At 68.5% G+C, this 22,857-nt stretch carries 23 protein-coding genes; 10 read left to right on the forward strand and 13 right to left on the reverse strand.

From position 1 onward, the window contains the following. Window positions 1-131: 131 nt before the first annotated feature. Window positions 132-1,484 carry a hypothetical protein gene (locus tag ACFV6H_RS35330; protein WP_385550668.1) on the reverse strand — a complete coding sequence of 451 codons (1,353 nt, stop codon included), beginning with the start codon at window positions 1,482-1,484 and terminating at the stop codon, window positions 132-134. Window positions 1,485-1,584: 100 nt separating this feature from the next. Here ACFV6H_RS35330 and ACFV6H_RS35335 point away from each other — a divergent pair, with 100 nt between their 5' ends. Beyond that, complete coding sequence (locus ACFV6H_RS35335; RefSeq protein WP_385550728.1) at window positions 1,585-2,115, forward strand: acyl-CoA thioesterase; 531 nt, start codon at window positions 1,585-1,587, stop codon at window positions 2,113-2,115. 31 nt (window positions 2,116-2,146) lie between these two features. Further along, entirely contained in the window at window positions 2,147-2,635 is a 489-nt protein-coding gene (locus tag ACFV6H_RS35340; protein ID WP_384782767.1) for a glutathione peroxidase, read from the forward strand. 82 nt (window positions 2,636-2,717) lie between these two features. Here ACFV6H_RS35340 and ACFV6H_RS35345 read toward each other — a convergent pair whose 3' ends face one another. Then, window positions 2,718-3,950 carry an acyl-CoA dehydrogenase family protein gene (locus ACFV6H_RS35345; RefSeq protein ID WP_384987331.1) on the reverse strand — a complete coding sequence of 411 codons (1,233 nt, stop codon included), beginning with the start codon at window positions 3,948-3,950 and terminating at the stop codon, window positions 2,718-2,720. Between the two features lie 196 nt (window positions 3,951-4,146). Between ACFV6H_RS35345 and ACFV6H_RS35350 the strand changes: the two genes are divergently transcribed. After that, window positions 4,147-4,791, forward strand: coding sequence for a TetR family transcriptional regulator (locus ACFV6H_RS35350; RefSeq protein WP_066952791.1), 645 nt, complete (start codon window positions 4,147-4,149; stop codon window positions 4,789-4,791). Window positions 4,792-4,799: 8 nt separating this feature from the next. Here the strand turns inward: ACFV6H_RS35350 and def are convergent, their stop codons facing one another. Next, complete coding sequence (def, locus tag ACFV6H_RS35355) at window positions 4,800-5,363, reverse strand: peptide deformylase (protein WP_385550671.1); 564 nt, start codon at window positions 5,361-5,363, stop codon at window positions 4,800-4,802. 116 nt (window positions 5,364-5,479) lie between these two features. Between def and ACFV6H_RS35360 the strand changes: the two genes are divergently transcribed. The 5 genes from ACFV6H_RS35360 (at window position 5,480) to ACFV6H_RS35380 (ending at window position 10,061) form a co-directional block, all read left to right on the forward strand. After that, on the forward strand, window positions 5,480-6,718 hold the full coding sequence (locus ACFV6H_RS35360) for a MurT ligase domain-containing protein (protein ID WP_093603491.1): 1,239 nt from the start codon (window positions 5,480-5,482) through the stop codon (window positions 6,716-6,718). Window positions 6,719-6,767: 49 nt separating this feature from the next. Next, entirely contained in the window at window positions 6,768-7,496 is a 729-nt protein-coding gene (locus ACFV6H_RS35365; protein WP_093603489.1) for a type 1 glutamine amidotransferase, read from the forward strand. A gap of 177 nt (window positions 7,497-7,673) precedes the next feature. Then, window positions 7,674-8,699, forward strand: coding sequence for a 6-phosphofructokinase (locus tag ACFV6H_RS35370; RefSeq protein ID WP_066952798.1), 1,026 nt, complete (start codon window positions 7,674-7,676; stop codon window positions 8,697-8,699). A gap of 175 nt (window positions 8,700-8,874) precedes the next feature. Next, a complete protein-coding gene (locus ACFV6H_RS35375; protein ID WP_384987335.1) occupies window positions 8,875-9,825 on the forward strand; it encodes a cytochrome c oxidase assembly protein in 951 nt (316 codons plus the stop codon). 77 nt (window positions 9,826-9,902) lie between these two features. Then, complete coding sequence (locus ACFV6H_RS35380; protein ID WP_169922709.1) at window positions 9,903-10,061, forward strand: hypothetical protein; 159 nt, start codon at window positions 9,903-9,905, stop codon at window positions 10,059-10,061. 69 nt (window positions 10,062-10,130) lie between these two features. Here ACFV6H_RS35380 and ACFV6H_RS35385 read toward each other — a convergent pair whose 3' ends face one another. From ACFV6H_RS35385 to ACFV6H_RS35410, 6 genes are all read right to left on the reverse strand, one after another. After that, window positions 10,131-11,333 carry an SPFH domain-containing protein gene (locus tag ACFV6H_RS35385; RefSeq protein WP_385550675.1) on the reverse strand — a complete coding sequence of 401 codons (1,203 nt, stop codon included), beginning with the start codon at window positions 11,331-11,333 and terminating at the stop codon, window positions 10,131-10,133. Between the two features lie 48 nt (window positions 11,334-11,381). Beyond that, window positions 11,382-11,552 carry a hypothetical protein gene (locus ACFV6H_RS35390; RefSeq protein WP_161230518.1) on the reverse strand — a complete coding sequence of 57 codons (171 nt, stop codon included), beginning with the start codon at window positions 11,550-11,552 and terminating at the stop codon, window positions 11,382-11,384. Between the two features lie 195 nt (window positions 11,553-11,747). Continuing rightward, a complete protein-coding gene (locus ACFV6H_RS35395; protein WP_385550730.1) occupies window positions 11,748-12,893 on the reverse strand; it encodes a pyridoxal-phosphate dependent enzyme in 1,146 nt (381 codons plus the stop codon). Between the two features lie 117 nt (window positions 12,894-13,010). Continuing rightward, window positions 13,011-14,039 carry an ABC transporter substrate-binding protein gene (locus tag ACFV6H_RS35400; protein ID WP_384987339.1) on the reverse strand — a complete coding sequence of 343 codons (1,029 nt, stop codon included), beginning with the start codon at window positions 14,037-14,039 and terminating at the stop codon, window positions 13,011-13,013. 78 nt (window positions 14,040-14,117) lie between these two features. After that, window positions 14,118-15,044 carry an ABC transporter permease gene (locus ACFV6H_RS35405; protein WP_384987341.1) on the reverse strand — a complete coding sequence of 309 codons (927 nt, stop codon included), beginning with the start codon at window positions 15,042-15,044 and terminating at the stop codon, window positions 14,118-14,120. After that, entirely contained in the window at window positions 15,034-15,849 is an 816-nt protein-coding gene (locus ACFV6H_RS35410) for an ABC transporter ATP-binding protein (protein ID WP_093603479.1), read from the reverse strand. The genes ACFV6H_RS35405 and ACFV6H_RS35410 overlap by 11 nt, the downstream gene beginning before the upstream one ends. A gap of 272 nt (window positions 15,850-16,121) precedes the next feature. Between ACFV6H_RS35410 and ACFV6H_RS35415 the strand changes: the two genes are divergently transcribed. Continuing rightward, window positions 16,122-17,945: an ATP-binding protein gene (locus ACFV6H_RS35415; RefSeq protein ID WP_385550678.1), complete on the forward strand. Its 1,824-nt coding sequence runs from the start codon at window positions 16,122-16,124 to the stop codon at window positions 17,943-17,945. Continuing rightward, a complete protein-coding gene (locus ACFV6H_RS35420) occupies window positions 17,942-18,634 on the forward strand; it encodes a response regulator (protein WP_093590592.1) in 693 nt (230 codons plus the stop codon). Before ACFV6H_RS35415 ends, ACFV6H_RS35420 begins: the two co-directional genes overlap by 4 nt. A gap of 98 nt (window positions 18,635-18,732) precedes the next feature. Here ACFV6H_RS35420 and ACFV6H_RS35425 read toward each other — a convergent pair whose 3' ends face one another. The 4 genes from ACFV6H_RS35425 to ACFV6H_RS35440 all read right to left on the reverse strand — a co-directional run bounded on the left by ACFV6H_RS35425 (window position 18,733) and on the right by ACFV6H_RS35440 (window position 22,852). After that, window positions 18,733-19,548, reverse strand: a complete 816-nt coding sequence (locus ACFV6H_RS35425; protein ID WP_093590604.1) for an SAM-dependent methyltransferase — start codon at window positions 19,546-19,548, stop codon at window positions 18,733-18,735. A gap of 185 nt (window positions 19,549-19,733) precedes the next feature. Next, window positions 19,734-20,558, reverse strand: a complete 825-nt coding sequence (gene budA / locus ACFV6H_RS35430; RefSeq protein WP_385550681.1) for an acetolactate decarboxylase — start codon at window positions 20,556-20,558, stop codon at window positions 19,734-19,736. 19 nt (window positions 20,559-20,577) lie between these two features. Further along, on the reverse strand, window positions 20,578-22,260 hold the full coding sequence (gene alsS / locus ACFV6H_RS35435; RefSeq protein WP_385550683.1) for an acetolactate synthase AlsS: 1,683 nt from the start codon (window positions 22,258-22,260) through the stop codon (window positions 20,578-20,580). Between the two features lie 52 nt (window positions 22,261-22,312). After that, window positions 22,313-22,852: a hypothetical protein gene (locus ACFV6H_RS35440; RefSeq protein WP_384987353.1), complete on the reverse strand. Its 540-nt coding sequence runs from the start codon at window positions 22,850-22,852 to the stop codon at window positions 22,313-22,315. Window positions 22,853-22,857 lie beyond the last annotated feature (5 nt).

Raw genomic sequence — 22,857 nt, forward strand, 5'->3', positions numbered from 1 at the left:
CCATATGCAGTTATCCACAGGTGTCTGTGGATAACTATCACCGCGGAGGGGGCCGTCGACGAGAACGCGGCGGACGACGAGAGCGTCGGATGGGTTGCCCGACGCCCCCGGTGGCGTTACCTAGCCGTTATCTAATCCGTCATCTCCTCGTGCCTGACGGCCTCCAGAGCCTCCGCTTCCGGATCCTCCGACGGCTGATACGTGAAAACCAGACGATCCGGGTTGAACGATCTGGCGCCCTTGACCGGTGCTCGCTTGACCTCGACGCGGATGCGGAACAAGCGATACAGCTCGTTGTGCCCTCGCTCACCTTGCTCCCGCAGCGCTTTCCGCTCCTCTTCGTCTTCGATGACGAACTTGCCGGTATCGTCGACCGCTGACGCCCGCAGGATGCGTGCGTTGTGGATGTTCCACTCGTCGGCCACCGTGCGCCCGGTGTCCCGAAGCACCGTCGTCGCCTCTCGTGTCGGCAGTGCTCGCAGCCGCTCCAGGCGCTCCGTCAGACTTTGATGCTGCGCACGAAACCGCTCAACAGCGGCTCCCTTGTACACACCGGCCCTGCGGTCCGCCTCCAACTCGTCCAGAGCGGACTCTGCGGCTTTGATGTCACCTTCGTAGCTGACTCCCGGGACGTACTCCTCCAGCACATAGCCCATGAAGCCGTGCCGTCTGATGAACTCCTCACCTACCCACTTCTCCACGGGATCGGCAATGATGTTTACTCCCGGGCAGTCAAGGCCCCTCGACTTCGACGGGCACCGGTACCGCAGTCCGCGACGGTAGCCGTCGCTTTTCGGCTCGGTAGAGCCGTCCCGGTATTTGCGCCCCCCGCACTCGTGGCAGTGAAGGACGTACGTCAAGGGGCCTGAATTCTTCCGTCGAGGCTCGTTCGCTCGGGATCTCTGCTTCTTACTTTGTGGAGTCGACTCAATCAGCGCTCGCAACTCGTCTTGCTCCTCCAGGGTGAGGATGGGACGAGCGACAAGCACGGGAAGGCCGTCGTCTCCGCGTACGATGCGGCCCTCATGGTCGGTTACGACGCCGGCCGTCGTTGGGTTCAGAAGAATGCGTACCAGCGTTTCGCGTAGCCATTTGGTTCCCTTCGGCTCCTTGCCAGCGTCAATGAGCCGACAGTCCGATTCAGTTGGTTCCCCCTCCGCGTTAAGTCTCCGGACTTCAGCATAGGGAGTGGACGGCAAACCGTAGAGTCCAAAGATGTTGTCCGCGGCTCGTCGGATGATGTTGCACCTGTGGCGGTGATCGTCCAACTTCCATCCGAGGGACTTACCTGTTTCGGGATCCTTCCCCAGGTGGATTTTGATGCGTCCGTAGGGCACTCGTCCACCGGGCCACCGGCCCCTCTGACGCAGCGTGTCTCGAGTTTCCTGCGCGCGCTCCTTGATGACCTCTAGTTCATTCTCCGCGAACATCGCTGCAATACCAGCGAACATCCTTCCTTCACGAGTGCTGGGATCGATGTTCATCCGCACTGTGTTGATGCGCTTACCGGTGTCTCTGCACCAGTCCATGAGACTGGAGAACCAGACCACCCGGCGGGCCCATCGGTCGACGCGCAATGCGACCATGCCATCAAACGGCTGTGGCGGGACTGCACTCAGCCACGTGGACAGGTTCTTGCGCTTCCACGGAGACACCTCTCCGGACACATCCGTGTCTACGACAACATCGACGACCACGCCGTTGGCGACGTCCTCAACCCATCGTCGCCCTTCTTCGGTCTGTCGCTCCACCGATGTGCTCTCGTCAGTGTCGCGGCTCAATCGCACATACACGATCCAGCGGTGGCCAGCCACGTCGCTGGATAGCGTGGGCCGACGAGAGTGCCGGACATTGCGGCGTCGCGGTTCTACGGCGCGCATGTCTTCCATGAGTATCCCCCCTAAGATGTGTGAATTGTACTCTTCCGATCACGCCATGTGGTTCCACCGTCCGTTCCGCGCGGACGAGTGGTTCCTGTACGACCAGGAGTCGCCGATCGCGACGGGCGGCCGTGGGCTGGCGCGCGGGCGGATCTACGACCGTGAAGGCCGGCTGCTGGTCTCGGTGGTGCAGGAGGGCCTGTTCCGCCGGCTCGACACGGCAGGTCCACAATGAGGTGAGAACGTCGGAGACCGAGGAGATCTTGATGACTCTGTACGACATCCCGCTGCGCACCCTCACGGGTGAATCCACTTCCCTGGCCGCCTACGAGGGCAAGGCCGTCCTTCTGGTGAATGTCGCGTCCAAGTGCGGCCTCACTCCGCAGTACGCCGGTCTGGAGCGGCTCCAGCAGCAGTACGGCGAGCGGGGCTTCACCGTCCTCGGCGTACCCAGCAACCAGTTCGCGGGACAGGAGCCCGGCACCGCGGAGGAGATCCAGACCTTCTGCTCGGCGACGTACGGTGTCACCTTCCCGCTGCTGGAGAAGACGGATGTGAACGGTGAGTCCAGGCATCCGCTGTACGCGGAGCTGACGAAGGCGGCCGACGCCGAGGGCGAGGCGGGCGACGTCCAGTGGAACTTCGAGAAGTTCCTGCTCTCTCCCAAGGGTGAGGTGGTCGCCCGGATCCGGCCGCGTACGGAGCCGGAGGCCCCCGAGGTCGTCGCGGCGATCGAGGCCCAGCTTCCCGGCTGACGCGCGACCTGCCGACGACCTGCCGGGGCTGCCGCGGCAGCCCCGGCCCAGGTCCCGGCCCCGGCCCCGGTCCCGCCGGGATTCAGCGGATCGGCATGCCCGACAGAGTGCGGGCGATCACCAGGCGCTGGATCTCGCTCGTGCCCTCGAAGATCGTGTAGATCGCGGCGTCCCGGTGCATACGCTCCACCGGATACTCACGGGTGAAGCCGTTGCCGCCGAGTATCTGCACGGCCTGGGCGGTGACCTGCTTCGCCGTCTCACTCGCGTACAGCTTGGACATCGAGCCCTCGGCGGAGGTGAACGGCTTGCCGGTGGCCGCCATCCAGGAGGCCCGCCACACCAGCAGCCGGGACGCGTCGATCCTGGTGCGCATGTCGGCCAGTTGGAAGGCGATGCCCTGGTTGTCGATGATCGGGCGGCCGAACTGGCTGCGTGTCTTCGCGTAGTCGAGGGCGACCTCGTACGCCGCGCGGGCCGTGCCCACCGCCATCGCTCCGACGGCCGGGCGGGAGGCCTCGAAGGTGGCCATGGCCGCGTTCTTCACCCGCTCGCCGCCCGCCGCCGTCCTCGCCCGTTCACGGGCCCGCGCGAGCCGCTCGTCCAGCTTCTCCTTGCCGCCGAGCAGACAGTGCCCGGGGATCCGGACGTCCTCCAGGACGACCTCGGCGGTGTGGGAGGCGCGGATGCCGTGCTTCTTGAACTTCTGGCCCTGGGAGAGACCGGGCGTGGCCGGCGGGACGATGAAGGAGGCATGGCCCTTCGTGCCCAGCTCCGGATCGACGACGGCGACCACGACATGGACATTGGCGATACCGCCGTTGGTCGCCCAGGTCTTGGTGCCGTTCAGCACCCACTCGTCCTTCGCCTCGTCGTACACCGCGCGGGTGCGCATGGCGCCGACGTCGGAGCCGGCGTCGGGCTCGGACGAGCAGAAGGCGGCGACCTTCACCTCGTCCGTGTCGCCGTACATCTGCGGAATCCAGGTGCCGATCTGCTCGTCGGTACCGTTGGCGAGGACACCGACGGCCGCCAGGCCCGTACCGACGATCGACAGGGCGATGCCCGCGTCACCCCAGAACAGCTCCTCCATGGTCATCGGGATACCGAGGCCCGTGGGATCGAAGAACTGCTGGGCGTAGAAGTCGAGGGAGTAGACACCGATCTTGGCGGCCTCCTGGATGACCGGCCAGGGAGTCTCCTCACGCTCGTCCCACTCCGCGGCGGCGGGACGGATGACATCTGCGGCAAAACCGTGCAGCCAGTCACGGACCTGCTTCTGGTCGTCATTGAGTTCAAACGTGAACTCGGCCATGGTTCCCCTCCAGCACTGCGTCACCGCTGTGTCGTTCACACACGTGTGTCACTCACACACGTTACCGACGGTAACATCAGTCTGTTACCGGTAGGTAGAAAATGTCAACCGGCCATGGTCTGATCAGCATTGATCCCGGCCAGGGTGTTACGTTGCCGGTGCGTCAGGCAATCGCATGGGCGGGGAGACATCAGCTATGGAGACCACACAGCAGGCCGAACAGCAGCGTTCGGCGCGACAGCGCAGACGCCAGTTGCTGGAGGCCGCCGACCGTGTCGTGCTGAGGGACGGCCCGCACGCCTCCATGAACGCCATCGCCGCCGAGGCGGGCATCACCAAGCCCATTCTCTACCGTCACTTCGGCGACAAGGGCGGGCTGTACCGCGCGCTCGCCAAGCGCCACACCGACGCGCTGCTCGACGCCCTGCGGACCGCGCTCGACGCGCCCGCCGAGCGCCGCCGACGCGTGGAGGCCACGCTCGACACCTATCTCGCCGCGATCGAGGCGCGCCCGCAGGTCTACCGGTTTCTGATGCATCCCGCCGAGGACACCCAACTGCCCGAGCAGGGCTTCGACGTGGGCCGCCACTCGGCTCCGCTGCTGCGCCGTCTCGGCGAGGAGCTCGCCAAGGTCATCGAGGAGCGCGTCGACCTCGGCCCGGACAGCGAGCAGCTCTCCCGGGTCTGGGGCCATGGCATCGTCGGGATGATGCACGCGGCCGGTGACTGGTGGCTCGGTGAACGGCCCTGCTCGCGCGAGCAGTTGGTACGGAGTCTGGCGGATCTGCTGTGGGGCCGGCTGGCCTCGGTGGACGACCGCGAAGGCGGACCCGGGTTCTGAACGCTCCCTCAGACGTACGAGTCCACCGCCGCGGCGGTGGACCAGGGCGCGCGGCGTGCGGCGCGCAGCACTCTGGAGCGGCGCCGGCCGGTGAGCCGGTCCGGATAGACCATGCCGTCCAGATGGTCGCACTCGTGCTGGAGACAGCGCGCGAAGAAGCCCGTGCCCTCGATCCGCAGCGGTTCACCGTGCCGGTCGACGCCCTCCGCCACGGCGTGGTCGTACCGCTCCGTCCCCGCCTCGATGCCCGGCAGCGAGAGACAGCCCTCGGGACCTCGCAGAACGATGTCGTCCGCCCGGGTCAGCCGCGGATTGACGAGGTGTCCGAGATGGCGGGCGTCCTCGTCGTCCGGGCAGTCGTACACGAACACCTGGAGCGGTACGCCGATCTGGTTCGCCGCGAGCCCTACCCCCCGAGCGGCGTACATCGTCGCGAACAGGTCCTCGATCAGCTCCGACAGCGCGGGACCGAAGTCCGTGACAGGCTCGCAAGAGGCGTGCAGCACCGGATCGCCCAGCATTCTCAAGGCGCGTACCCGACCGGCGCTGCCCGGGATCGAACGGTTTCGCATGGCGGTCAGGGTACGGTCACGGTGACCTCCGCCTTCCCCGCCCGGTGCCGCGGTTCGGGCCCTTGGCCGGATCTCGATAGGCTGACCCCGGACCGACGCAAGGAGGATCAAGGACGATGGCAGGCAACACGGACCCGCTGACGCCACGGGCCAAGCTGGCCGTGACGGCGGGCAAGGCCGCTGCGGCGGTGTCGCGCGCCGCCGGCCGCGGCAGCGGATCGGTGATCGGCGGGAAGGTGGCGCTCAGACTCGACCCCGATCTCCTCGGTCGGCTCGCGCAGCACCTCGACGTCATCCTCGTGTCGGCGACGAACGGCAAGACCACCACGACCAGGCTGATCGCCGAGGCCCTGCGGGCGGCCGGGCCCGTGGTCTCCAACGCGCTCGGCGCCAATATGCCGGCCGGTATCACCTCGGCCCTCGCGGGCGGTTCCGACGCCAAGTACGGCGTGATCGAGGTCGACGAGAAGTATCTCGCCGGTGTGGCGCGGGACACCACGCCGAAGGCGATCGCGCTGCTCAATCTCTCCCGCGACCAGCTCGACCGTGCCGCCGAGACCCGGATGCTCGCCGAGACCTGGCGTGAGGGCCTCGCCGGTACGAAGGCCGTCGTCATCGCCAACGCCGACGATCCGCTGATCGTCTGGGCCGCCTCCTCCTCTCCCAATGTGGTCTGGGTGGCCGCGGGACAGGAGTGGAAGGACGACGCCTGGTCCTGCCCCGCCTGCGGCGGTGTGATGCAGCGCCCGGGCGACGACTGGTTCTGCGGTGAGTGCGGCTTCCGTCGGCCGTCCCCGAGCTGGGCGCTCCACGGCGACCATGTCCTCGATCCGCACGGCTCCGCCTGGCCGATCCATCTCCAGCTCCCGGGCCGCGCCAACAAGGCGAACGCGGCCACGTCCGCCGCCGTCGCGGCGACCTTCGGCGTGCCGCCGCAGGTGGCGCTGGAGCGTATGTACCAGGTGCAGGCCGTGGCCGGCCGGTATGACGTGGTGTCCTTCCTCGGCCGTGATCTTCGGCTGCTGCTCGCCAAGAATCCCGCGGGCTGGCTGGAGACGTTCTCGCTGATCGACCCGCCGCCGACGCCGGTCATCCTCGCCGTCAACGCCCGTGGCGCCGACGGTACGGACACCTCCTGGCTGTGGGACGTCGACTACACCCGGCTCGCCGGCCATCCGATCTTCGTCATCGGCGACCGCAAGCTGGACCTCGCCGTACGCCTTGAGGTCGCCGGGCTGGACTTCCGGGTCTGTGAGACGCCCGACGAGGCCGTGCGGATGGCGCCGCCCGGCCGTATCGAAGCCATCGCCAACTACACATCGTTCCAGGATCTGCGCAGACGGGTGGGGAACTGACTCCATGTCGGGATACATGACCTCACGGACTTCCGAAGGACGAGGGAGAATGAGCGACAACAGCCTCCGGCTGGTGTGGATCTACCCCGATCTGCTGAGTACCTACGGGGACCAGGGAAACGCTCTGGTGGTGGAGCGCCGGGCACGCCAGCGCGGTCTGAACGTCACCCGGGTGGATGTACGCAGCGACCAGCCGGTGCCGACCTCCGGCGACATCTATCTGATCGGCGGCGGCGAGGACAGACCGCAGCGGCTGGCGGCGGAGCGGCTGCGCCGTGACGGCGGGCTCAGCCGGGCCGTCTCCAACGGCGCCATCGTGTTCTCGGTCTGTGCCGGCTATCAGATCCTGGGCCATGAGTTCATCAACGACCTGGGCGAGCGCGAGGCCGGGCTCGGACTGCTCGATGTGGTCTCCACCCGTGGCGAGGGCGAGCGGTGTGTCGGCGATGTGCTGGCCGACATCGATCCGCGGCTGAATCTGCCGCAGCTCACGGGCTTCGAGAACCACCAGGGCATCACCCATCTGGGCCCGACGGCCCGGCCCTTCGCGCGGACCAGGCTCGGCCGCGGCAACGGCACGGGAGACGGCACGGAGGGCGCGTACAACGACACCGTGTTCGGTACGTATATGCACGGTCCGGTGATGGCCCGCAATCCGCAGATCGCGGATCTGCTGCTGAAGCTGGCCCTCGATGTGAACGCGCTGCCGCCGACGGACGACCGCTGGTACGACGCGCTGCGCGCCGAGCGCGTGGCGGCGGCGGTCCAGCCTTCCTGACCGTCTCCGGTCCCGGCCCCGGTTCTCCTCCGGGGCCGGGCCTGGAGACCGTACGGACGCGTGTCCAGCAGTCGGACGTGAGTTTCGGTCACGCCGCTGCCCGCCGGTAGGGTGATTGGGATCTGTCCGGACGATGGGGTCCGGCCGTCGGCCCACGTTGCAAAGGTATCCCGGGCAATGCGAATTGGTGTGCTCACCTCAGGTGGCGACTGCCCCGGCCTCAACGCCGTGATCAGGTCCGTCGTGCACCGCGCCGTCGTCGACCACGGCGACGAGGTGATCGGATTCCACGACGGCTGGAAGGGCCTTCTGGAGTGCGACTACCGCAAGCTCGACCTGGACGCGGTCGCCGGCATCCTGGCGCGCGGCGGCACAATCCTGGGCTCGTCCCGGGTCCAGCCCGCGCATCTGCGGGACGGTGTGGAGCGGGCCCGGGGCCATGTGGCGGAGCTGGGTCTCGACGCGATCATCCCGATCGGCGGCGAGGGCACGCTCAAGGCGGCCCATCTGCTCTCGGAGGCCGGGCTGCCGATCGTCGGCGTACCGAAGACGATCGACAACGACATCTCCGCGACCGATGTGACCTTCGGTTTCGACACGGCCGTCGGTGTGGCCACGGAGGCGCTCGACCGGCTGAAGACCACCGCCGAGTCCCATCAGCGGGTGCTGATCGTCGAGGTCATGGGCCGGCACACCGGCTGGATCGCACTGCACTCCGGGATGGCCGCCGGTGCCCATGCCATCGTCGTGCCCGAGCGGCCCTTCGACATCGGTGAGCTGACCGCGCTGGTCGGCAAGCGCTTCTCGGCGGGCAAGCGGTTCGCGATCGTGGTGGTCGCGGAGGGCGCGAAGCCGCGCGAGGGCTCCATGGAGTTCGACGAGGGCGGCAAGGACGTCTACGGCCACGAGCGGTTCGCGGGCGTGGCCCGGCAGCTCTCCATCGAGCTGGAGGAGCGGCTCGGCAAGGAGGCCAGGCCGGTAATACTCGGCCATGTCCAGCGCGGTGGCACTCCCACGGCGTACGACCGGGTCCTGGCGACGCGCTTCGGCTGGCACGCCGTCGAAGCCGCGCACCGCGGAGAGTTCGGGATGCTGACGGCGCTGCGCGGGACGGACATCGTCATGGTGCCGCTGGGCGAGGCCGTGGAGACGCTCAAGACGGTGCCCGCGGAGCGGTACGCCGAGGCGGAGTGCGTGCTCTGACCGGTCCCCTGGCCCGCCGCCCTGCGGCCGTCCAGGCCCTCCAGTCGTCCCAGGCGCCTGTCGCCGGAAGAACCGCCCCCGGTCGCTGCCGCGGCCGAGGGCGGTTCTAGGCTGGTGCGGACAACCGGCGCGAATCCGGCCGGAGTGAGCGGTCACGTCCCACGGGAGCACACGGATGGATCACAGCGGGCACGGCATGACCATGGATCTGCCGCCGTTCACGCTGGGACGGGCGCTGGAGTACTCGCCGGATCTCTTCTTCCTGGTCGGCTGTCTGCTGGCGCTGGCGCTGTACGGCGGGAGCGTGCTGCGGCTGCGCCGGCGCGGTGATGCCTGGCCCGTCGGGCGTACCGTCGCGTTCGTCCTCGGTGTGCTGACCGTGGCGCTGGTGATGTGCACCAAGCTGAACGACTACGGCATGGTCATGTTCAGCGTGCACATGGTCCAGCACATGGTGATCAGCATGGTCTCGCCGATCCTGCTGCTGCTCGGCGCTCCGGTGACGCTGGCGCTGCGCGCGCTGCCGGTCGCGGGCCGCGGTCGCAAGGGCCCGCGTGAGCTGCTGCTCGTCGTGCTGCACAGCCGCTATGTGCGGATCATCACACATCCGGCGTTCACCATCCCGCTCTTCATCGCGAGCCTGTACGGGCTGTACTTCACGCCGCTCTTCGACTTCCTGATGGGCTCCAAGGCCGGGCATGTCGCGATGATGGTGCACTTCCTCGCGGTCGGGCTGATCTTCTTCTGGCCGATCATGGGCATCGACCCGGGCCCGCACCGGCCCGGCCATCTGATGCGGATGCTGGAGCTCTTCGCCGGGATGCCGTTCCACGCCTTCTTCGGGATCGCGCTGATGATGGCGAGCGAGCCGATGGTCGCCGCGTACCGCAATCCTCCGGGCTCGCTCGGGATCGACGCCCTGACCGACCAGAACGCGGCGGGCGGGATCGCCTGGGCGTTCAGCGAGATCCCTTCGGTGCTGGTGCTTGTCGCGCTGGTCTACCAGTGGTACCGCTCGGAACAGCGCGAGGCGAAGCGCTCCGACCGGGCCGCCGACCGCGACGGTGACAAGGAGCTGGCGGAGTACAACGCGTATCTCGCCTCGCTCCGGGCCCGGAGCCAGTAGCGGCCCGGAGCCAGTAGCGCGAAACGCTCGTCGGGGGCGAGGATGGGCGTCACGGCCCCGGCCCGGAGGAGGACCAGATGTCCGGATCCACGAAGACGATGGGTGTGGTGACCGTCGGTGCGCTGGTCCTGGTGACGGGCTACACCGCGGTACTCGGCAGCAACGGGTGGCTCTGGTTCGGCTGGGTGGTGCTGGGGCTGATCACGATCGCCATGATCGCCTCACGCGGACGCTGACCGTACCGGGGCCCGGCACCGTACCCGAGGATGTGGGGACGGAGGCCGGGCCCCGGCGCCGTACCTGGATCAGTTGGACTCGGTGACGCGGAGCGAGGGCTTGCCGTCCACGCTCGACGCCTTGGCCGCTCCGACCGCGCCGTTCTTGAGCGAGTTGAGGATGGCCATGCCCTGACCGACCAGACCCGCCGCCATGTCGTTGACACCGTCGGTGCCGTTCAGCACGGTCAGGTTGGCGCCGGACATGCCCCGGGAGGCCGCGTCGGCCAGCGCCGGCAGATTCTCCACCAGCCGGTTGGCGGCGATGAGTTCCTGGTTGCCGTCCTTCAGCGACGCGGCGCGGGCGGTGTTCGCGTCGGCCTGCGCCTGGGCGAGGGCGCGCTCGGTGTACGCGCTGCCGTCCGCCTCGAACTTCGCCCGGTCGCGCGCGGCTTCGGCGAGAGTGCGCTGCCGGTACGCCTCGGCGTCGGCCGGGCGCCTGACCTCGGCCTCCAGCCGCTGTGCGGCCAGTTGGGCCTGACGCTCCGCCAGGGCCGTCTGCTCCTCGATGGTCTCCTGCGAGGACCTGGCCTCGGCCAGCGGTCCCGCCTGCGCGGCGCGGGCGTTGACCTGCTCCGTCTCGGCGAGGAAGCCGGCCCGCTTGATCGCGGTGTCCCGTTCGTACTCGGCCTTGAGCGCGGCGGCCTGCTGTTCGCGCTCGGCCGCCTCCTGATCCGACTTGGCCTGTGCGATCCGCGCCTGGCTCGCGACGGCCGCCGCGTGCGGAGCGGCCAGATTGTCGATATAGCCGGTGGCGTCGTCGATCTCCTGGATCTGGAGGGCGTCCACGACGATCCCGAGCTTCTCCATCTCGCTGTGGCTGCCCTGCTTCACTTCCTGGGCGACCCGGTCACGCTCGCGGATGATCTGCTCGACGGTCAGTCCGCCGACGATGGAGCGGAGGTGACCGGCGAAGATCCGGCCCACCAGCTCCTCCATCCGGTCCTGTTCCGCCAGGAAGCGGCGGGCCGCGTTGGCGATGGACACGGCGTCGTCACCGACCTTGAACACCGCGACCGCGCGGACCCGGAGCCGGATGCCCTGCTGGGTGACGCAGTCCTCCACGATCTCCGCCTCCCGCAACGCCAGGGACAGCATGCGGGCCTTCTGCTTGACGGGCATCACAAAGCTGCCGTGCCCGGTGACGATACGGAACTGAGTATCCTGCGCCTGCCGTTTGGAGCCGGATATGAGCATCGCCTCGTTCGGCGCGGGAACATGCCAGAACAGCATGACGGACTCCTGTCGTACTACCTCGCACTTACTTGGTCAGCGGAGAGCTCAGGCGGGAAAAGGCTCCACGATCACTGAACGCGCCGAGATGCACTCCACGACGATCACCCGGAGGTTTCTGCCGATCGGATGGTCCGCCCAGGCCGCGTAGGCCTCGGAACCGCCTCGTACGGACACCAGGACCTCGCCGGGTCCGTCCGCCGGGATCGGGACGGTCACCCTGCCGATCGCACCGACCGGACTCTGTGCGGATTCATCTGCGGCGCACATACGTCGTCGCCCGCGTCCGTACCCCGCCCGGTTCCTCAGCCGCGACCATGGGACCACGCCTCCTGGAGGGCCGTGCCTCCGACCTCGTCCTTCATCGAGGACGCCCCCGGCGGAGCGGCCGACGGCGACATACCCTCGATAAATTCACAGTACTCCGGGCCCATCAGGAGGGCGTGCCGACGGCATACCGGCCGTACTGGCCGTGCCTTCCACGCCTTCCGTGCCGACGGGATTGGCCGCCGTGCCCTCGGTGCTGAGCAGAACGACCGTCGCGTCCGGTCCGATCCCGAGCGCGCTCCTGCGGCCGGTGCCGCCGTCGCCGGTCAGGGCGGCACGGACGCCGGCCAGCGAGGCCGCCCCGCAAGGGCCCGACGAGACTCCGAGGGCGGCGAGGTCACGGACCGCGTCCGCGCTGTCGTCGTCGGTGACGGCGACAGCGGCGTCCAGACCGTCGCGCAGCAAGGGCCAGGCGAGCGTGGAGGGAGTGCCGCAGTTCAGCCCGGCCATGCTCGTGGTCCCGGTCGCCACACTGACCGGCCGCCCTTGACGCAGGCTCGCCAGCACACAGGCCGCGGTGTCGGGCTCCACCGACAGCAGGGCGGGTCCAGGGCGTGTTCCGGCGCCACCGCCGCGGTAGTGGGTGACGGCCGCCTGGGCGAGTGAGCCGACTCCCACCGGGACGGCCACCAGGGCGGGCGGCTCCGCGCTCGCGGCGGACAGTTGCGCGTCGATCTCGGTGAAGAGTGTGGAGTAGCCCTCGACGATCCAGCCGGGAATCTCCTCGTAGCCGGGCCAGGCGGTGTCCTGGACGAGCACCGTGCCCGGCCCGGCCGCCGCGTCGGCGGCGTGGCGTACGGCTTCGTCGTACGTTCCCTCGACCCGGGTGATCCGCGCGCCCTCGGCCTCGATGGCGGCCACGGCCGCCGGGTGCACGCTCCCGGGCACGAAGACATGGGCGCGCTGTCCGAGCAGCCGCGCCGTACGGGCCACGGCCCGGCCGTGGTTGCCGTCGGTGGCGGTGACCAGCACCGGCGGCGGGCCGGGCGCCCGGCGCGCGAGCACTCGGCTGATCGCCCAGGACGCGCCGAGCGCCTTGAACGCGGGCAGTCCCAGCCGGGCCGACTCGTCCTTGACGAACACCCGCCCGACCGCCAATTCGGCGGCCAGGGAGGGAAGTTCGGTCAGCGGAGTGGGTACGTAGCCGGGCAGCCCGGCGTGGAAGTCACGCACCTCGGCCGGGGCCGGTGCGCAGGTCCAGCTCGGGTCGGCGCGGCGTACGAACCAGGTCATGGCGGGGACGAGGGACACAGCACCCACAGTGCCGCCCGGCCCCGCCATCGGTCCAGCACATCGTGACCGTACGGCCGGCTCGCTCAGCAGGCCGGCCCGCACAGTCGGCCGGCTCGCTCAGCCGACCTTCTTGACGAACTCCGTGGTGAAGGTCTTGCTCAGATCGACCGTGGCGTTCTGGAGGTTGGGGTTGAACGCCTTCAGTACGCGCTCGACGGTCTCCGGGCCGTCGGCCGGCATGACACCGTCCGTGGTGAACATCGGCAGCGTGCTCTTGATGGCCTGCGCGTACAGCTCCTTGCCGCCCTGCGCGTAGTCGGCGGGCATCTTGGCGGCGATCTCCTCCGGCGAGTGCGTGGACATCCACCGGAGCGTCTTCACAAAGGCGTTGGCCAGCTTCTGCACCGTCTCCTTGTGGCCGTTGACCCAGTCGGTGTTCATGTACAGGCTGGAGGACGGGTACGGGCCGCCGAGCGCGGCCTTCGAGCCTTCGGGCGTCCGCATGTCGATCAGGACCTTGCCGAGCTTCTTGTCCAGGATCTGCGCGACCGTCGGATCGGTCGTCATGCCTCCGTCGATCGAGCCCTGCTGAAGGGCCGAGATGAAGGTCTGGCCCGCTCCGACCGCGACCGCGGTGAACTCCTCCGTCTTTACGCCGCTGTTGACCGCCAGATACTTGGTGAGGAAGTCGGTGGACGAGCCGAGGCCGGTCACACCGAGCTTCTTGCCCTTGAAGTCCTTCGGCGAGGAGATCTCGGCCGCGGCCTTGTTGGAGACGACCTCGACCTCGCCCGAGGCGTGCGAGAACTGCACCACGGACTCCACCATCTTGCCCTTGACCTGGAGATCGAGCGTGTGGTCGTAGAAGCCCACGACGCCCTGCACATCACCGGAGACGAGCGAGGTGGTGGCCTGTACGCCGGCGGGCTCCGTGAGGAGTTCCACGTCGACGCCCTCGTCCTTGAAGTAGCCGAGCTTCTGGGTGAGCATCGCGGGCATGTAGATGACCTTGTCGAGGCCACCCACCATGATCTTGACCTTGTCACCGGAGCCGGAGCCGGAGGAGTCGCCGCCACAGGCGGTCAGCGTGCCGAGGGCGAGAGTCGCGGCGAGCGCGGCGGCCGGGATCCCGAGATGTCTGCGCATGGTTCACGTCCTTGTGAAGAGGTGCTGTGAGGGTGAGGCGAGGAGGAGACAGAGACAGAAGGTGAGGCGGTACGGGGATCAGCGCTCGGCGCCGGCCTCGACGGGCTTCCAGCGGAAGAGCCGTTTCTCCAGGAAGGAGAGAAGCCCTTCGGCGAGCAGTGCCACCACGGCGAGGATCACCATGGCCGCGTACACACCGGCCGCGTTGAACGTGCCCTGCGAGGCGGAGACCAGCAGACCGAGTCCCTTGGTCGCGCCGATGTACTCGCCGACGATCGCGCCGATCAGCGCGAAGCCGAAGCTGACATGCAGGCTGGTGAAGATCCATGAGGTGGCCGACGGAATGACGACCTGGAGCGTGACCTGCCGGTTGCTCGCGCCGAGGATCCGGGCGTTGGAGACCAGATTGCGGTCGACCTCCCGCGCTCCCTGGAAGGCGTTGAAGAAGACCGGGAAGAAGACCAGCACCACGGCCGAGGCGATCTTCGAGGCCGGGCCGAGGCCGAACCAGATGAGGAAGATCGGGGCGAGGACGATCCGGGGCAGCGCGTTGAGCACCTTGATGTACGGGCCCAGCACCTCGGCGAGGAAGCGGATGCGGCCGAGCGCGATGCCCAGCACCACTCCGCCGATGACACCGATGATCCAGCCGAGGAGCGCCTCGTAGAGCGTGTACCAGATCTGCTCCCACAGGGAGCCCTGCGGAGTGCCGTGCAGGGCCCACTGGCGCATCTGGTCCCAGATCTTGGACGGCATCGAGAAGTTGAAGGGATCGATGACGGCGCTGCGGGCCATCCACTCCCACAGCCCGATCAGCGCGATCAGAAGCAGTACGCGGGCGCCCTGGACGACGATCCGGTGATTGCGCGCGGCCCGTGCCCTGGCCTGGGTGCGCTCTCCGCCGCCACTGCCGTTGGCGGTGGCTTCGGTCCTGCCTGCTTTGCCTTTGCCTCGGCCGGCCTCGGTGGTGCCGGCGGGCGGAACGGCGACGGTCTCAGGCGGCATCGGCCGCACCCCTCTCGCGGGTGATCCGTACCTCTTCGCCGAGCGAGGACCAGATCTCCCGGTAGATCTCCACGAAGCGCGGTTCGAGCCGTACGGCCTCGACCTTGCGAGGACGCGGCAGGTCGATGGTGAAGACCTCCTTGACGGTCGCGGGACCGGCCGTCATCACCACGACCTTGTCGGCGAGGGCGATCGACTCCTCCAGGTCATGGGTGACGAAGACGACCGAGGCGCCCGTACCGGCCCACAGCTCCAGCAGTTCGTCCGACATCAGGGCCCTGGTCTGTACATCGAGAGCCGAGAAGGGCTCGTCCATGAGCAGGAGTTCGGGATCGTTGACAAAGGTCGCCGCGAGCGCGACGCGCTTGCGCTGACCGCCGGAGAGCTGGTGCGGATAGCGGTCCTCGAAGGACGAGAGCCCGACGCGGGCGAGCCACTCACGGGCCCGCTCCCTCGCCTCGTTCTTCGGTACGCCGCGGAAGCGCGGTCCTGCCATCACATTGGAGAGGACGGTGCGCCAGGGAAAGACCGCGTCCTGCTGGAAGACGAAGCCGATCTTGTCGCCGATGCCGTTCACCGGCTCACCGGCCACCAGCACCTCGCCCTCGGTGGGCTCCTCCAACCCGCTGACCAGCGTCAGCGTCGTCGATTTACCGCATCCGGTGGGGCCGACCACCGCGACGAACTCGCCGCGCTCGACCGTCAGATCCAGATCCCTGACGGCGGTGTGCAGCGCTCCCGACGGTGTCCGGAATGCCTTGCTCGTTCCCCGCAGCTCGATGGCGGGGCTCGTATTGCTGCTCATGGGCCGGGAGGCTAGGAGCGCCATGGGCCAGGGCGGCAGTCTTATGGGCGCAATCCGTTTTTCTGCGCGCAAACCCCGTTCTGCTCGTTCTGCTCACGCCAGAACCACAAAAGCGCAGCACAGGGCTGGGCAGCCGCGCTCCGGCGGCTTACGTTGCGTGCACAGCGATGTTAAGCGGACCGGCCTGTTCCGCGCGGGGAGTGGGCGAGAGTGGCCGGAAGTGATCCGGAGGATCCGGGAGAGCCGGGCGCCGGGAGAGGGAGGGAGACGGGATGCGGTTGCGCTGGCCACGGCGTGTCGCCGCCCAGGTCCTGGTGGTGCAGCTTGTCATCACCACCGGGGTGATGGTGCTGGTCACCGGGCTTTTTCTGGCACCGCTCGGCTCCGAGCTGGACGACGCGGCCACCCGCCGGGCCCTGGCCATCGCGGAGACCACCGCCGCCGATCCGGACATCGTCCACGGGCTGCTCACCACCGCGCCGAGTCCGGCCGGTCCGGTGCAGGCCCAGGCGGAGCGGATCCGCCGGGCGACCCAGGCGCTCTATGTCGTGGTGCTGGACACCCATGGTGTGCGCTGGTCCCACACCACCACCGCCGAGATCGGCAGGCATGTCTCGACCGATCCGAGCGTCGCGCTCTCCGGTCATGAGATCCGGCAGATCGACAACGGCACACTGGGCCGCTCGGCCCGTGCCAAGGTGCCGCTGCTCGACGGCGACGGAAAGATCGTCGGCGCGGTGTCGGTGGGCATCGCGTACGACAGTGTGCGCCAGCGGCTGATCGGTGCCATACCCGGACTGCTGCTCTGCGCGGGCGCGGCGCTGGGCGCGGGCGCGCTGGCCGCGATCGCGGTGTCGCGGCGGCTGCGCCGTATCACGCACGGTGTCGCCTTCGCCGATATCTCGGCGCTGCTGGACGAGCGGGAGGCGATGCTCCACGGAGTCCGTGAAGGAGTCGTCGCCTTCGACCGGCAGGGCCGGATCCGGCTGGCCAACGACGAGGCGGTACGGCTGCTCGGGCTCGACACGGACGCCACCGGCCGCGCGCTGGACGAGGTGCTGGCGCCGGGCCGTACGACGGATGTCCTGGCGGGACGGGTGGACGGCACGGATCTGCTGACCGTCAGCGGTGGCCGGGTCCTGGTCGCCAACCGGATGCCGACCAGGGACGGCGGAGCCGTGGTGACGCTGCGGGACCGTACGGAACTGGAGCTGCTCGGGCGCGAGCTGGACAGTACGCAAGGGCTGCTCGACGCGCTGCGCGCACAGGACCACGAGCATGCCAACCGGCTGCACACCGTGCTCGGGCTGCTCGAACTCGGCCGTCATGAACGGGCGGCGGAGTTTGTCGCCGGTGTCGCCAACGCGCACCGGGCCTCGGCGGAGCAGATCGCCGAGCGCGTCCATGATCCGCTGCTCTCGGCGCTGCTCGTGGGCAAGGCGGCCATCGCCGCCGAGCGCGGTGTCTCCCTGCGGATCTCCTCCGCCACGCTGCTGCCGGACCGTGTGGTCGATCCGCGCGATCTGGTGACCGTACTCGGCAATCTCATCGACAACGCGCTGGACGCCGCCGCCGAGCGGCATCTGGCGAGGCCGCCGGTACCGGCGGCCGGGCCGGCAGCAGGGCCGACAGCCGGGCAGACCGGGGAAGCGTCTGCCGAGGCCGCCCGAGCCGAATCCTTCGTGGAGGTCGAGTTGCGTGCCGAGCGCACCACCGCGGTGATACGAGTCTCCGACACCGGTCCTGGAGTGCCACCGGAACTGCGCGAGCGCGTCTTCGCGGAGGGCTGGTCCACCAAACAGCCCGCCACTCCCCCGCTGTCCGGCGAGCTGTCCGGTGAGCTGTCCTGGGAGCCGTCCGGTCCGCCGCGGCCGGCCTTCCGGCGAGGCAGAGGGATCGGACTCGCCCTCGTACGCCGGCTCTCCGAGCGGTACGGCGGTATGGCCCGGGTGACGGCGCGCGCGGGCGGCGGCGCGGTCTTCACCGTCGTACTGCCCGAGGCGCTCGCTCCGGACGACCTCGCCGGAGACGCTCCGCCCATCGCCGCGGACGCTCCCTCCGCCCGCCAGCTCACTCCCGCGGGAGAGTCACGATGATCGATGTGCTCGTGGTGGACGACGACTTCCATATCGCCGAGATCAACTCCGCGTATGTGGCGCAGGTGCGCGGCTTCCGTGTCATCGGCCGCGCCCATACCGCCGCGCAGGCCCTGGCCACGCTGGAGCGCACCCATGTCGATCTCGTCCTGCTCGACCACTATCTGCCGGACGAGACGGGCCTGACGCTGGTGCGCCGGATGCGGCAGCTCGGCCATCACGCCGATGTGATCATGGTGACGGCGGCCCGTGATGTGGCCACGGTGCAGGCCGCGATGCGGTACGGAGCGCTCCAGTATCTGGTCAAGCCGTTCAGCTTCGCCGGGCTGCGGGCGAGACTCGACGGCTATGCCGCCATGCGCCGCACTCTCGACGGTGTCGGCGGACGCGGCGAGGCGGGCCAGGAGCAGGTGGACCGTATCTTCAGCGCGTTCAAAATCACGGACGCTCCTCGCTCGGAACTCCCCAAGGGCCACTCCGTGGCGACCGTCGCGCTCATCCGGCGCACGCTGGGCGAGGCCGAGCATCCGCTCTCCGCGCACGAGGTCGCCGAACGCACCGGTGTCAGCCGCTCCACGGCCCAGCGCTATCTCAAGTATCTGGAGCGGACCGGGCATATCAGTCTGACCTTGAAGTACGGCGACACGGGCCGCCCGGAGCACCGTTACGCGTGGGCGGCGACGAGCTGAGACCCGCGGTCATCCGTCGTACGTCGTACCGGGCCGGCCCAGAAGGCGGGTCGGCCCGGTACGACGGGGACGTGACGGTACGGACGGAGGCTCGGTGGTCAGCCGCTCTTGCGGGCGACCGCGCCGTACATGGCTATGTCACGGTCGTCGATCGGTTCCTGGTCGGGATCGGGCCGCCAATGATGGACCTGGGTCAGTCCCGGTTCGACCATGTCGAGGCCCGCGAAGAAGGTCTCGGCCTCGGCGTGGGTGCGCAGCTGCATGGGCATACCGCGGCTGGCGTACTCGACGGCGACCCGGCCGACCTCGACCGGAGCGAAATCGGCGGTGCCGATGGTCATGGCCAGAAAGCTGCCGGCGGGCAGCGGTTCGAGCAGCCGCTGGACCAGGCCGTGGTCGTCGTCGCTGTCGAGTATGAAGTGCAGAATGCCGATGATCATCAGGCCGACGGGCTCCTTCAGATCCAGGAGTTCCTGGAACTGAGGAGAGCCGATGATCGCCTCCGGGTCCCGCATATCGGCGTCGACATACGCGGTGCGGCCCTCGGGAGAGCTGGTCAGCAGCGCGCGGGCGTGGGCCAGCACGATCGGGTCGTTGTCGACATAGACGATCCGGGCGTCGGGACGTTCCTCCTGTACCACCTCGTGCACATTGGGCGAGGTCGGCAGTCCGGTGCCGATGTCCAGGAACTGCCCGATGCCCTCCTCCCGCGCCAGATAGCGGGCCGCGCGGTGCATGAACTCCCTGTTGGCGCGCATATGGACGGGCAGCGCGGGCCACCCTTCACACATCGCGTCACCGGCCTCCTGATCGACCGGATAGTTGTCCTTGCCGCCCAGGATGTAGTCGTAGACGCGCGCCGAATGCGCCTCGCCGGTGTTGAAACGGTCGTCCGGAGAGCCCTGCGGTGCCACCTTCACTCCTCCCGGGTACCGGGATCCGCGCCCTGCGGTACCCGTGTACCAGTCCCGGTCCCGTCGGCGCCCGGCCAGGCCCGGCCCCGATCAAAGCCTTGGCCCGAGTCTATGCGCTCGGTGATCTCTTACGGTATGGCCGGAACGGCACCGCGTGGGAAAAACAACACCGCGGGGGAAAGGAGTCAGCCGCCTTCCGTGCGACGGATCTGCTCCGCCATGCGATCCGTGCTGAGATCGGCGTTCAGGAACTTCCCGGACCTGGGCAGGCTCAGATGGAACTCCGAGGCCGTGCTGATGTCGATGTCGCCGTCGTCCAGCCGGAAGTCCAGGGCGTGGCCGCCGCTGCCGCGGTGGGCATCGAGGAAGTGGAGATGGTATCCGGCCACCGAGATGCCCTGCTCGTAGTCGGGCGAGCGGAATCCGGCGAGTGTTCCCGCCGTATCCGTGAAGGTGGTCTCCGCCTGGCCCTCGGTGGCCTGGACCAGAGAGGGATAGGGCGGAGTCTGTTTCATGACCGTACGGGTGCGGACCGAGCCGAAGGTGCCGGTGATCCGGACGGCGTGGACGAGGTTGGCGCTGGGGATCACCTTGTCGATCAGCGCGATGACCTCGGCCCGCCCCATGGGCTTGGTGACCCGGATGTTGCCCTGCGGCTCGAACCGGGTCACGACCGCGAAGGGCGTACGGTCCATGGGCTCGGCGGGCGCGGCGCTGCCGTCGGACCACAGGTGGTAGCAGATGCCGTCGAGGACGACCATCTCGCCGTCGAGCCGGTTGAACGTACCGAGGCCGAAGTCGCCATGGGTCAGCAACTCGGCGATGGTGACGTCTCCTTCGTAAACACCGTCGAGCAGGGCGCCCATCGTGGAGGACTGATAGATCTCATGGGCCGGGCCGGCCCGGTGGCGGTCCGCAGGGTCGCCGAGGCGGTGCGCGATCATCGTGCGCGCCCAGCGCCGGAACCGGTCGGTGGGAGTGTGCTGGTCGTGCTGGTCGGACGTGGTCATAGCTGGTCGCCTTGCCCAGTCACTCGAAGACGTCGTCGTGGAGGTGGGCGGCCAGATCGGTGTTGTGGCTGTAGTCCACCGGCACATCGATGAGGGAAGGGCCGTCCTCGGCGAGCGCCCGGCGCAGTGCCGAGGTGAACTCGTCCTGGGTGGTGACGCGGTAGCCGTGCGCGCCGAAGGCCTCGGCGTACTTCACGATGTCGTAGTCGCCGAGCCGGATGCCCGAGGTCCTGCCGTACTTGAGCATCTCCTGGAAGGCGACCATATCATAGGTGTTGTCCCGCATCAGCACATGCGTGAAGGTCAGCCCGAGCCGCGTGGCGGTCTCCAACTCCTGTGCGGAGAAGAGGAATCCGCCGTCGCCCGAGACGGAGACCACCTGAGTGCCTGGGCGCACCATGGCGGCTGCCATGGCCCAGGGCAGGGCCACACCGAGTGTCTGCTGCCCGTTGGAGAAGAGCAGATGGCGCGGCTCGAAGACACGGAAGTGGCGGGCCATGTAGATGTACACAGAGCCGATGTCGCAGGTGATGGTGGCCTCGTCGTCCAGCGCGTCACGCAGATCCAGGACCACCGCCGCCGGATTGAGCCCCTCGGCCGTGGGCAGGGCGGCGCGGGCGCGCTCGTCGACCTGCGCCAACTCCCGCTGACGGCGGGCGATGTCGGCGGTGAACGCCTCGCTCCTGACCAGTCCGGCCAGTGGCTTCACCAGCTCGGTGAGCGTCGCGGCCACCGTGCCGCGCAGTTCCAGCGTCGGCTGGTAGTGGTTGTCGACCGCCGCCGGGACCGAGTCGATATGGACGACCGTACGGTTCACATCGGTGTTCCACAGGACCGGGTCGTACTCGACCGGGTCGTATCCGACGGTGACCAGGACATCCGCCTCGGCCATGACGGCATCGCCCGGCTGGTTGCGGAAGAGACCGACCCGGCCGACGTAATACCGTTCCAGATCCCGGGACATGACTCCCGCCGCCTGGAAGGTCTCGACCACCGGGAGCCCGGTCTCCACGACCAGCGCCCGTAGCGCGGCGCAGCTCTCCGGATCCGCCGCGCGGGCCCCGGCCAGCAGGACCGGCCGCGCGGCTCCGCGGATGAGATCCGCCGCCTGCCAGATCGTCTCCACCGGCGCGGAGCCGAGTGGCGGTACGGGCAAGGGCCGGGCGATCCGGGCGGCGGTCGGAGCCGCCTGGACATCGGACGGCAGGATCACCGCGGCCGATCCGCGCGGCTCCATGGTGGCCGCCCGGAACGCGTTGACGACCGTCTCCGGCACATTGTCCGGATCGTTGACCTCACCGGTGAACTTGGTCACCGTCCTGAGCAGCGCGGCGGCGTCCATCGACTGATGTGTCCGCTTCAGCCTGTCCTCCCGGCCGACGGCGCCGCACAGGGCCACGACGGGATCCTGCTCGGTATTGGCGGTCAGCAGGCCGGTGGCGAGATTGGCCGTACCGGGGCCGGAGGTCACGAGGACGACACCGGGGATACCGGTCAGCCGGCCGAGCGCCGCCGCCATGAACGCGGCGTTCTGTTCATGTCGGCAGACCACCAACTGCGGGCCCATGTCGGCCAGTACGTCATAGACCGCGTCGATCTTCGCGCCCGGAATCCCGAAGATATACGGAACCCCCTGAGACTGGACCGCTTCTATCACGCGCTGCGCGCTGCGTACCGCCGGTTCTTCGCGCTTCTCGCTCATGGCGACGCCTTCTCTCCGGGCCTTCTCCCCGTTCGTCTCCTGGCTATTTCGGCTATTTCGCGAGCGCCGCGCGTTCGATGCTGGCGGCGAACAGCGGAGTTTCCCGGTTGTTGTGGTCGCTGGAGGCCAACTGCCGCTCATGCGCCGCCTGTTCGAAGGAGACATCGTGCTCCTTGAGGAAGACGAGGAATTCCTCTGTGGGATGCGAGACCACCGAGTTGGTGTATTCGCAGCGGCCGTCGTCGACCGGCCGGGCGCTCAGATCCCAGATGACCTGCACCTTGGTCCGCCCGTAGGGCGTGAAGACATCGGAGGTGGAGACCATACGGCAGTGGTCGGCCTCGGTGATCTCACCAACATAGTGCTGAATCACCAGTCCGGTGCCGATCATTTCGACATTGATCGACATGGGACGCCCGTCGTCGGTCGTGGTGGCCCCGGCGGCGATGTGATCGGGAGGCGCACAGCGCTGATATTCGGCGTCCGGAAGCCCGAAGAGCCAGGTGGCGATATCGACTTTCCCGATCGGTGCGCGGATCGGCGCGCGTACGGTCGACTCCGACAGAATGAGATCGGAACGGACAGTCATCATCTCCA

The sequence above is a fragment of the Streptomyces sp. NPDC059743 genome, assembly GCF_042732975.1.
Taxonomy (GTDB): domain Bacteria; phylum Actinomycetota; class Actinomycetes; order Streptomycetales; family Streptomycetaceae; genus Streptomyces.

Excerpts from the sequence above, each read along its gene's own strand:
- ACFV6H_RS35370 (WP_066952798.1), top strand. The coding sequence starts at position 7,674 with ATGCGAATTGGTGTGCTCACCTCAGGTGGCGACTGCCCCGGCCTCAAC.
- ACFV6H_RS35335 (WP_385550728.1), top strand. The coding sequence starts at position 1,585 with ATGCCATCAAACGGCTGTGGCGGGACTGCACTCAGCCACGTGGACAGG.
- ACFV6H_RS35385 (WP_385550675.1), bottom strand. The coding sequence starts at position 11,333 with ATGCTGTTCTGGCATGTTCCCGCGCCGAACGAGGCGATGCTCATATCC.
- ACFV6H_RS35420 (WP_093590592.1), top strand. The coding sequence starts at position 17,942 with ATGATCGATGTGCTCGTGGTGGACGACGACTTCCATATCGCCGAGATC.
- ACFV6H_RS35395 (WP_385550730.1), bottom strand. The coding sequence starts at position 12,893 with ATGACCTGGTTCGTACGCCGCGCCGACCCGAGCTGGACCTGCGCACCG.
- alsS (WP_385550683.1), bottom strand. The coding sequence starts at position 22,260 with ATGAGCGAGAAGCGCGAAGAACCGGCGGTACGCAGCGCGCAGCGCGTG.
- ACFV6H_RS35330 (WP_385550668.1), bottom strand. The coding sequence starts at position 1,484 with ATGAACATCGATCCCAGCACTCGTGAAGGAAGGATGTTCGCTGGTATT.
- ACFV6H_RS35345 (WP_384987331.1), bottom strand. The coding sequence starts at position 3,950 with ATGGCCGAGTTCACGTTTGAACTCAATGACGACCAGAAGCAGGTCCGT.
- ACFV6H_RS35380 (WP_169922709.1), top strand. The coding sequence starts at position 9,903 with ATGTCCGGATCCACGAAGACGATGGGTGTGGTGACCGTCGGTGCGCTG.
- budA (WP_385550681.1), bottom strand. The coding sequence starts at position 20,558 with ATGACCACGTCCGACCAGCACGACCAGCACACTCCCACCGACCGGTTC.
- ACFV6H_RS35415 (WP_385550678.1), top strand. The coding sequence starts at position 16,122 with ATGCGGTTGCGCTGGCCACGGCGTGTCGCCGCCCAGGTCCTGGTGGTG.
- ACFV6H_RS35350 (WP_066952791.1), top strand. The coding sequence starts at position 4,147 with ATGGAGACCACACAGCAGGCCGAACAGCAGCGTTCGGCGCGACAGCGC.
- def (WP_385550671.1), bottom strand. The coding sequence starts at position 5,363 with ATGCGAAACCGTTCGATCCCGGGCAGCGCCGGTCGGGTACGCGCCTTG.
- ACFV6H_RS35340 (WP_384782767.1), top strand. The coding sequence starts at position 2,147 with ATGACTCTGTACGACATCCCGCTGCGCACCCTCACGGGTGAATCCACT.
- ACFV6H_RS35365 (WP_093603489.1), top strand. The coding sequence starts at position 6,768 with ATGAGCGACAACAGCCTCCGGCTGGTGTGGATCTACCCCGATCTGCTG.
- ACFV6H_RS35410 (WP_093603479.1), bottom strand. The coding sequence starts at position 15,849 with ATGAGCAGCAATACGAGCCCCGCCATCGAGCTGCGGGGAACGAGCAAG.
- ACFV6H_RS35440 (WP_384987353.1), bottom strand. The coding sequence starts at position 22,852 with ATGATGACTGTCCGTTCCGATCTCATTCTGTCGGAGTCGACCGTACGC.
- ACFV6H_RS35360 (WP_093603491.1), top strand. The coding sequence starts at position 5,480 with ATGGCAGGCAACACGGACCCGCTGACGCCACGGGCCAAGCTGGCCGTG.
- ACFV6H_RS35405 (WP_384987341.1), bottom strand. The coding sequence starts at position 15,044 with ATGCCGCCTGAGACCGTCGCCGTTCCGCCCGCCGGCACCACCGAGGCC.
- ACFV6H_RS35375 (WP_384987335.1), top strand. The coding sequence starts at position 8,875 with ATGGATCACAGCGGGCACGGCATGACCATGGATCTGCCGCCGTTCACG.
- ACFV6H_RS35400 (WP_384987339.1), bottom strand. The coding sequence starts at position 14,039 with ATGCGCAGACATCTCGGGATCCCGGCCGCCGCGCTCGCCGCGACTCTC.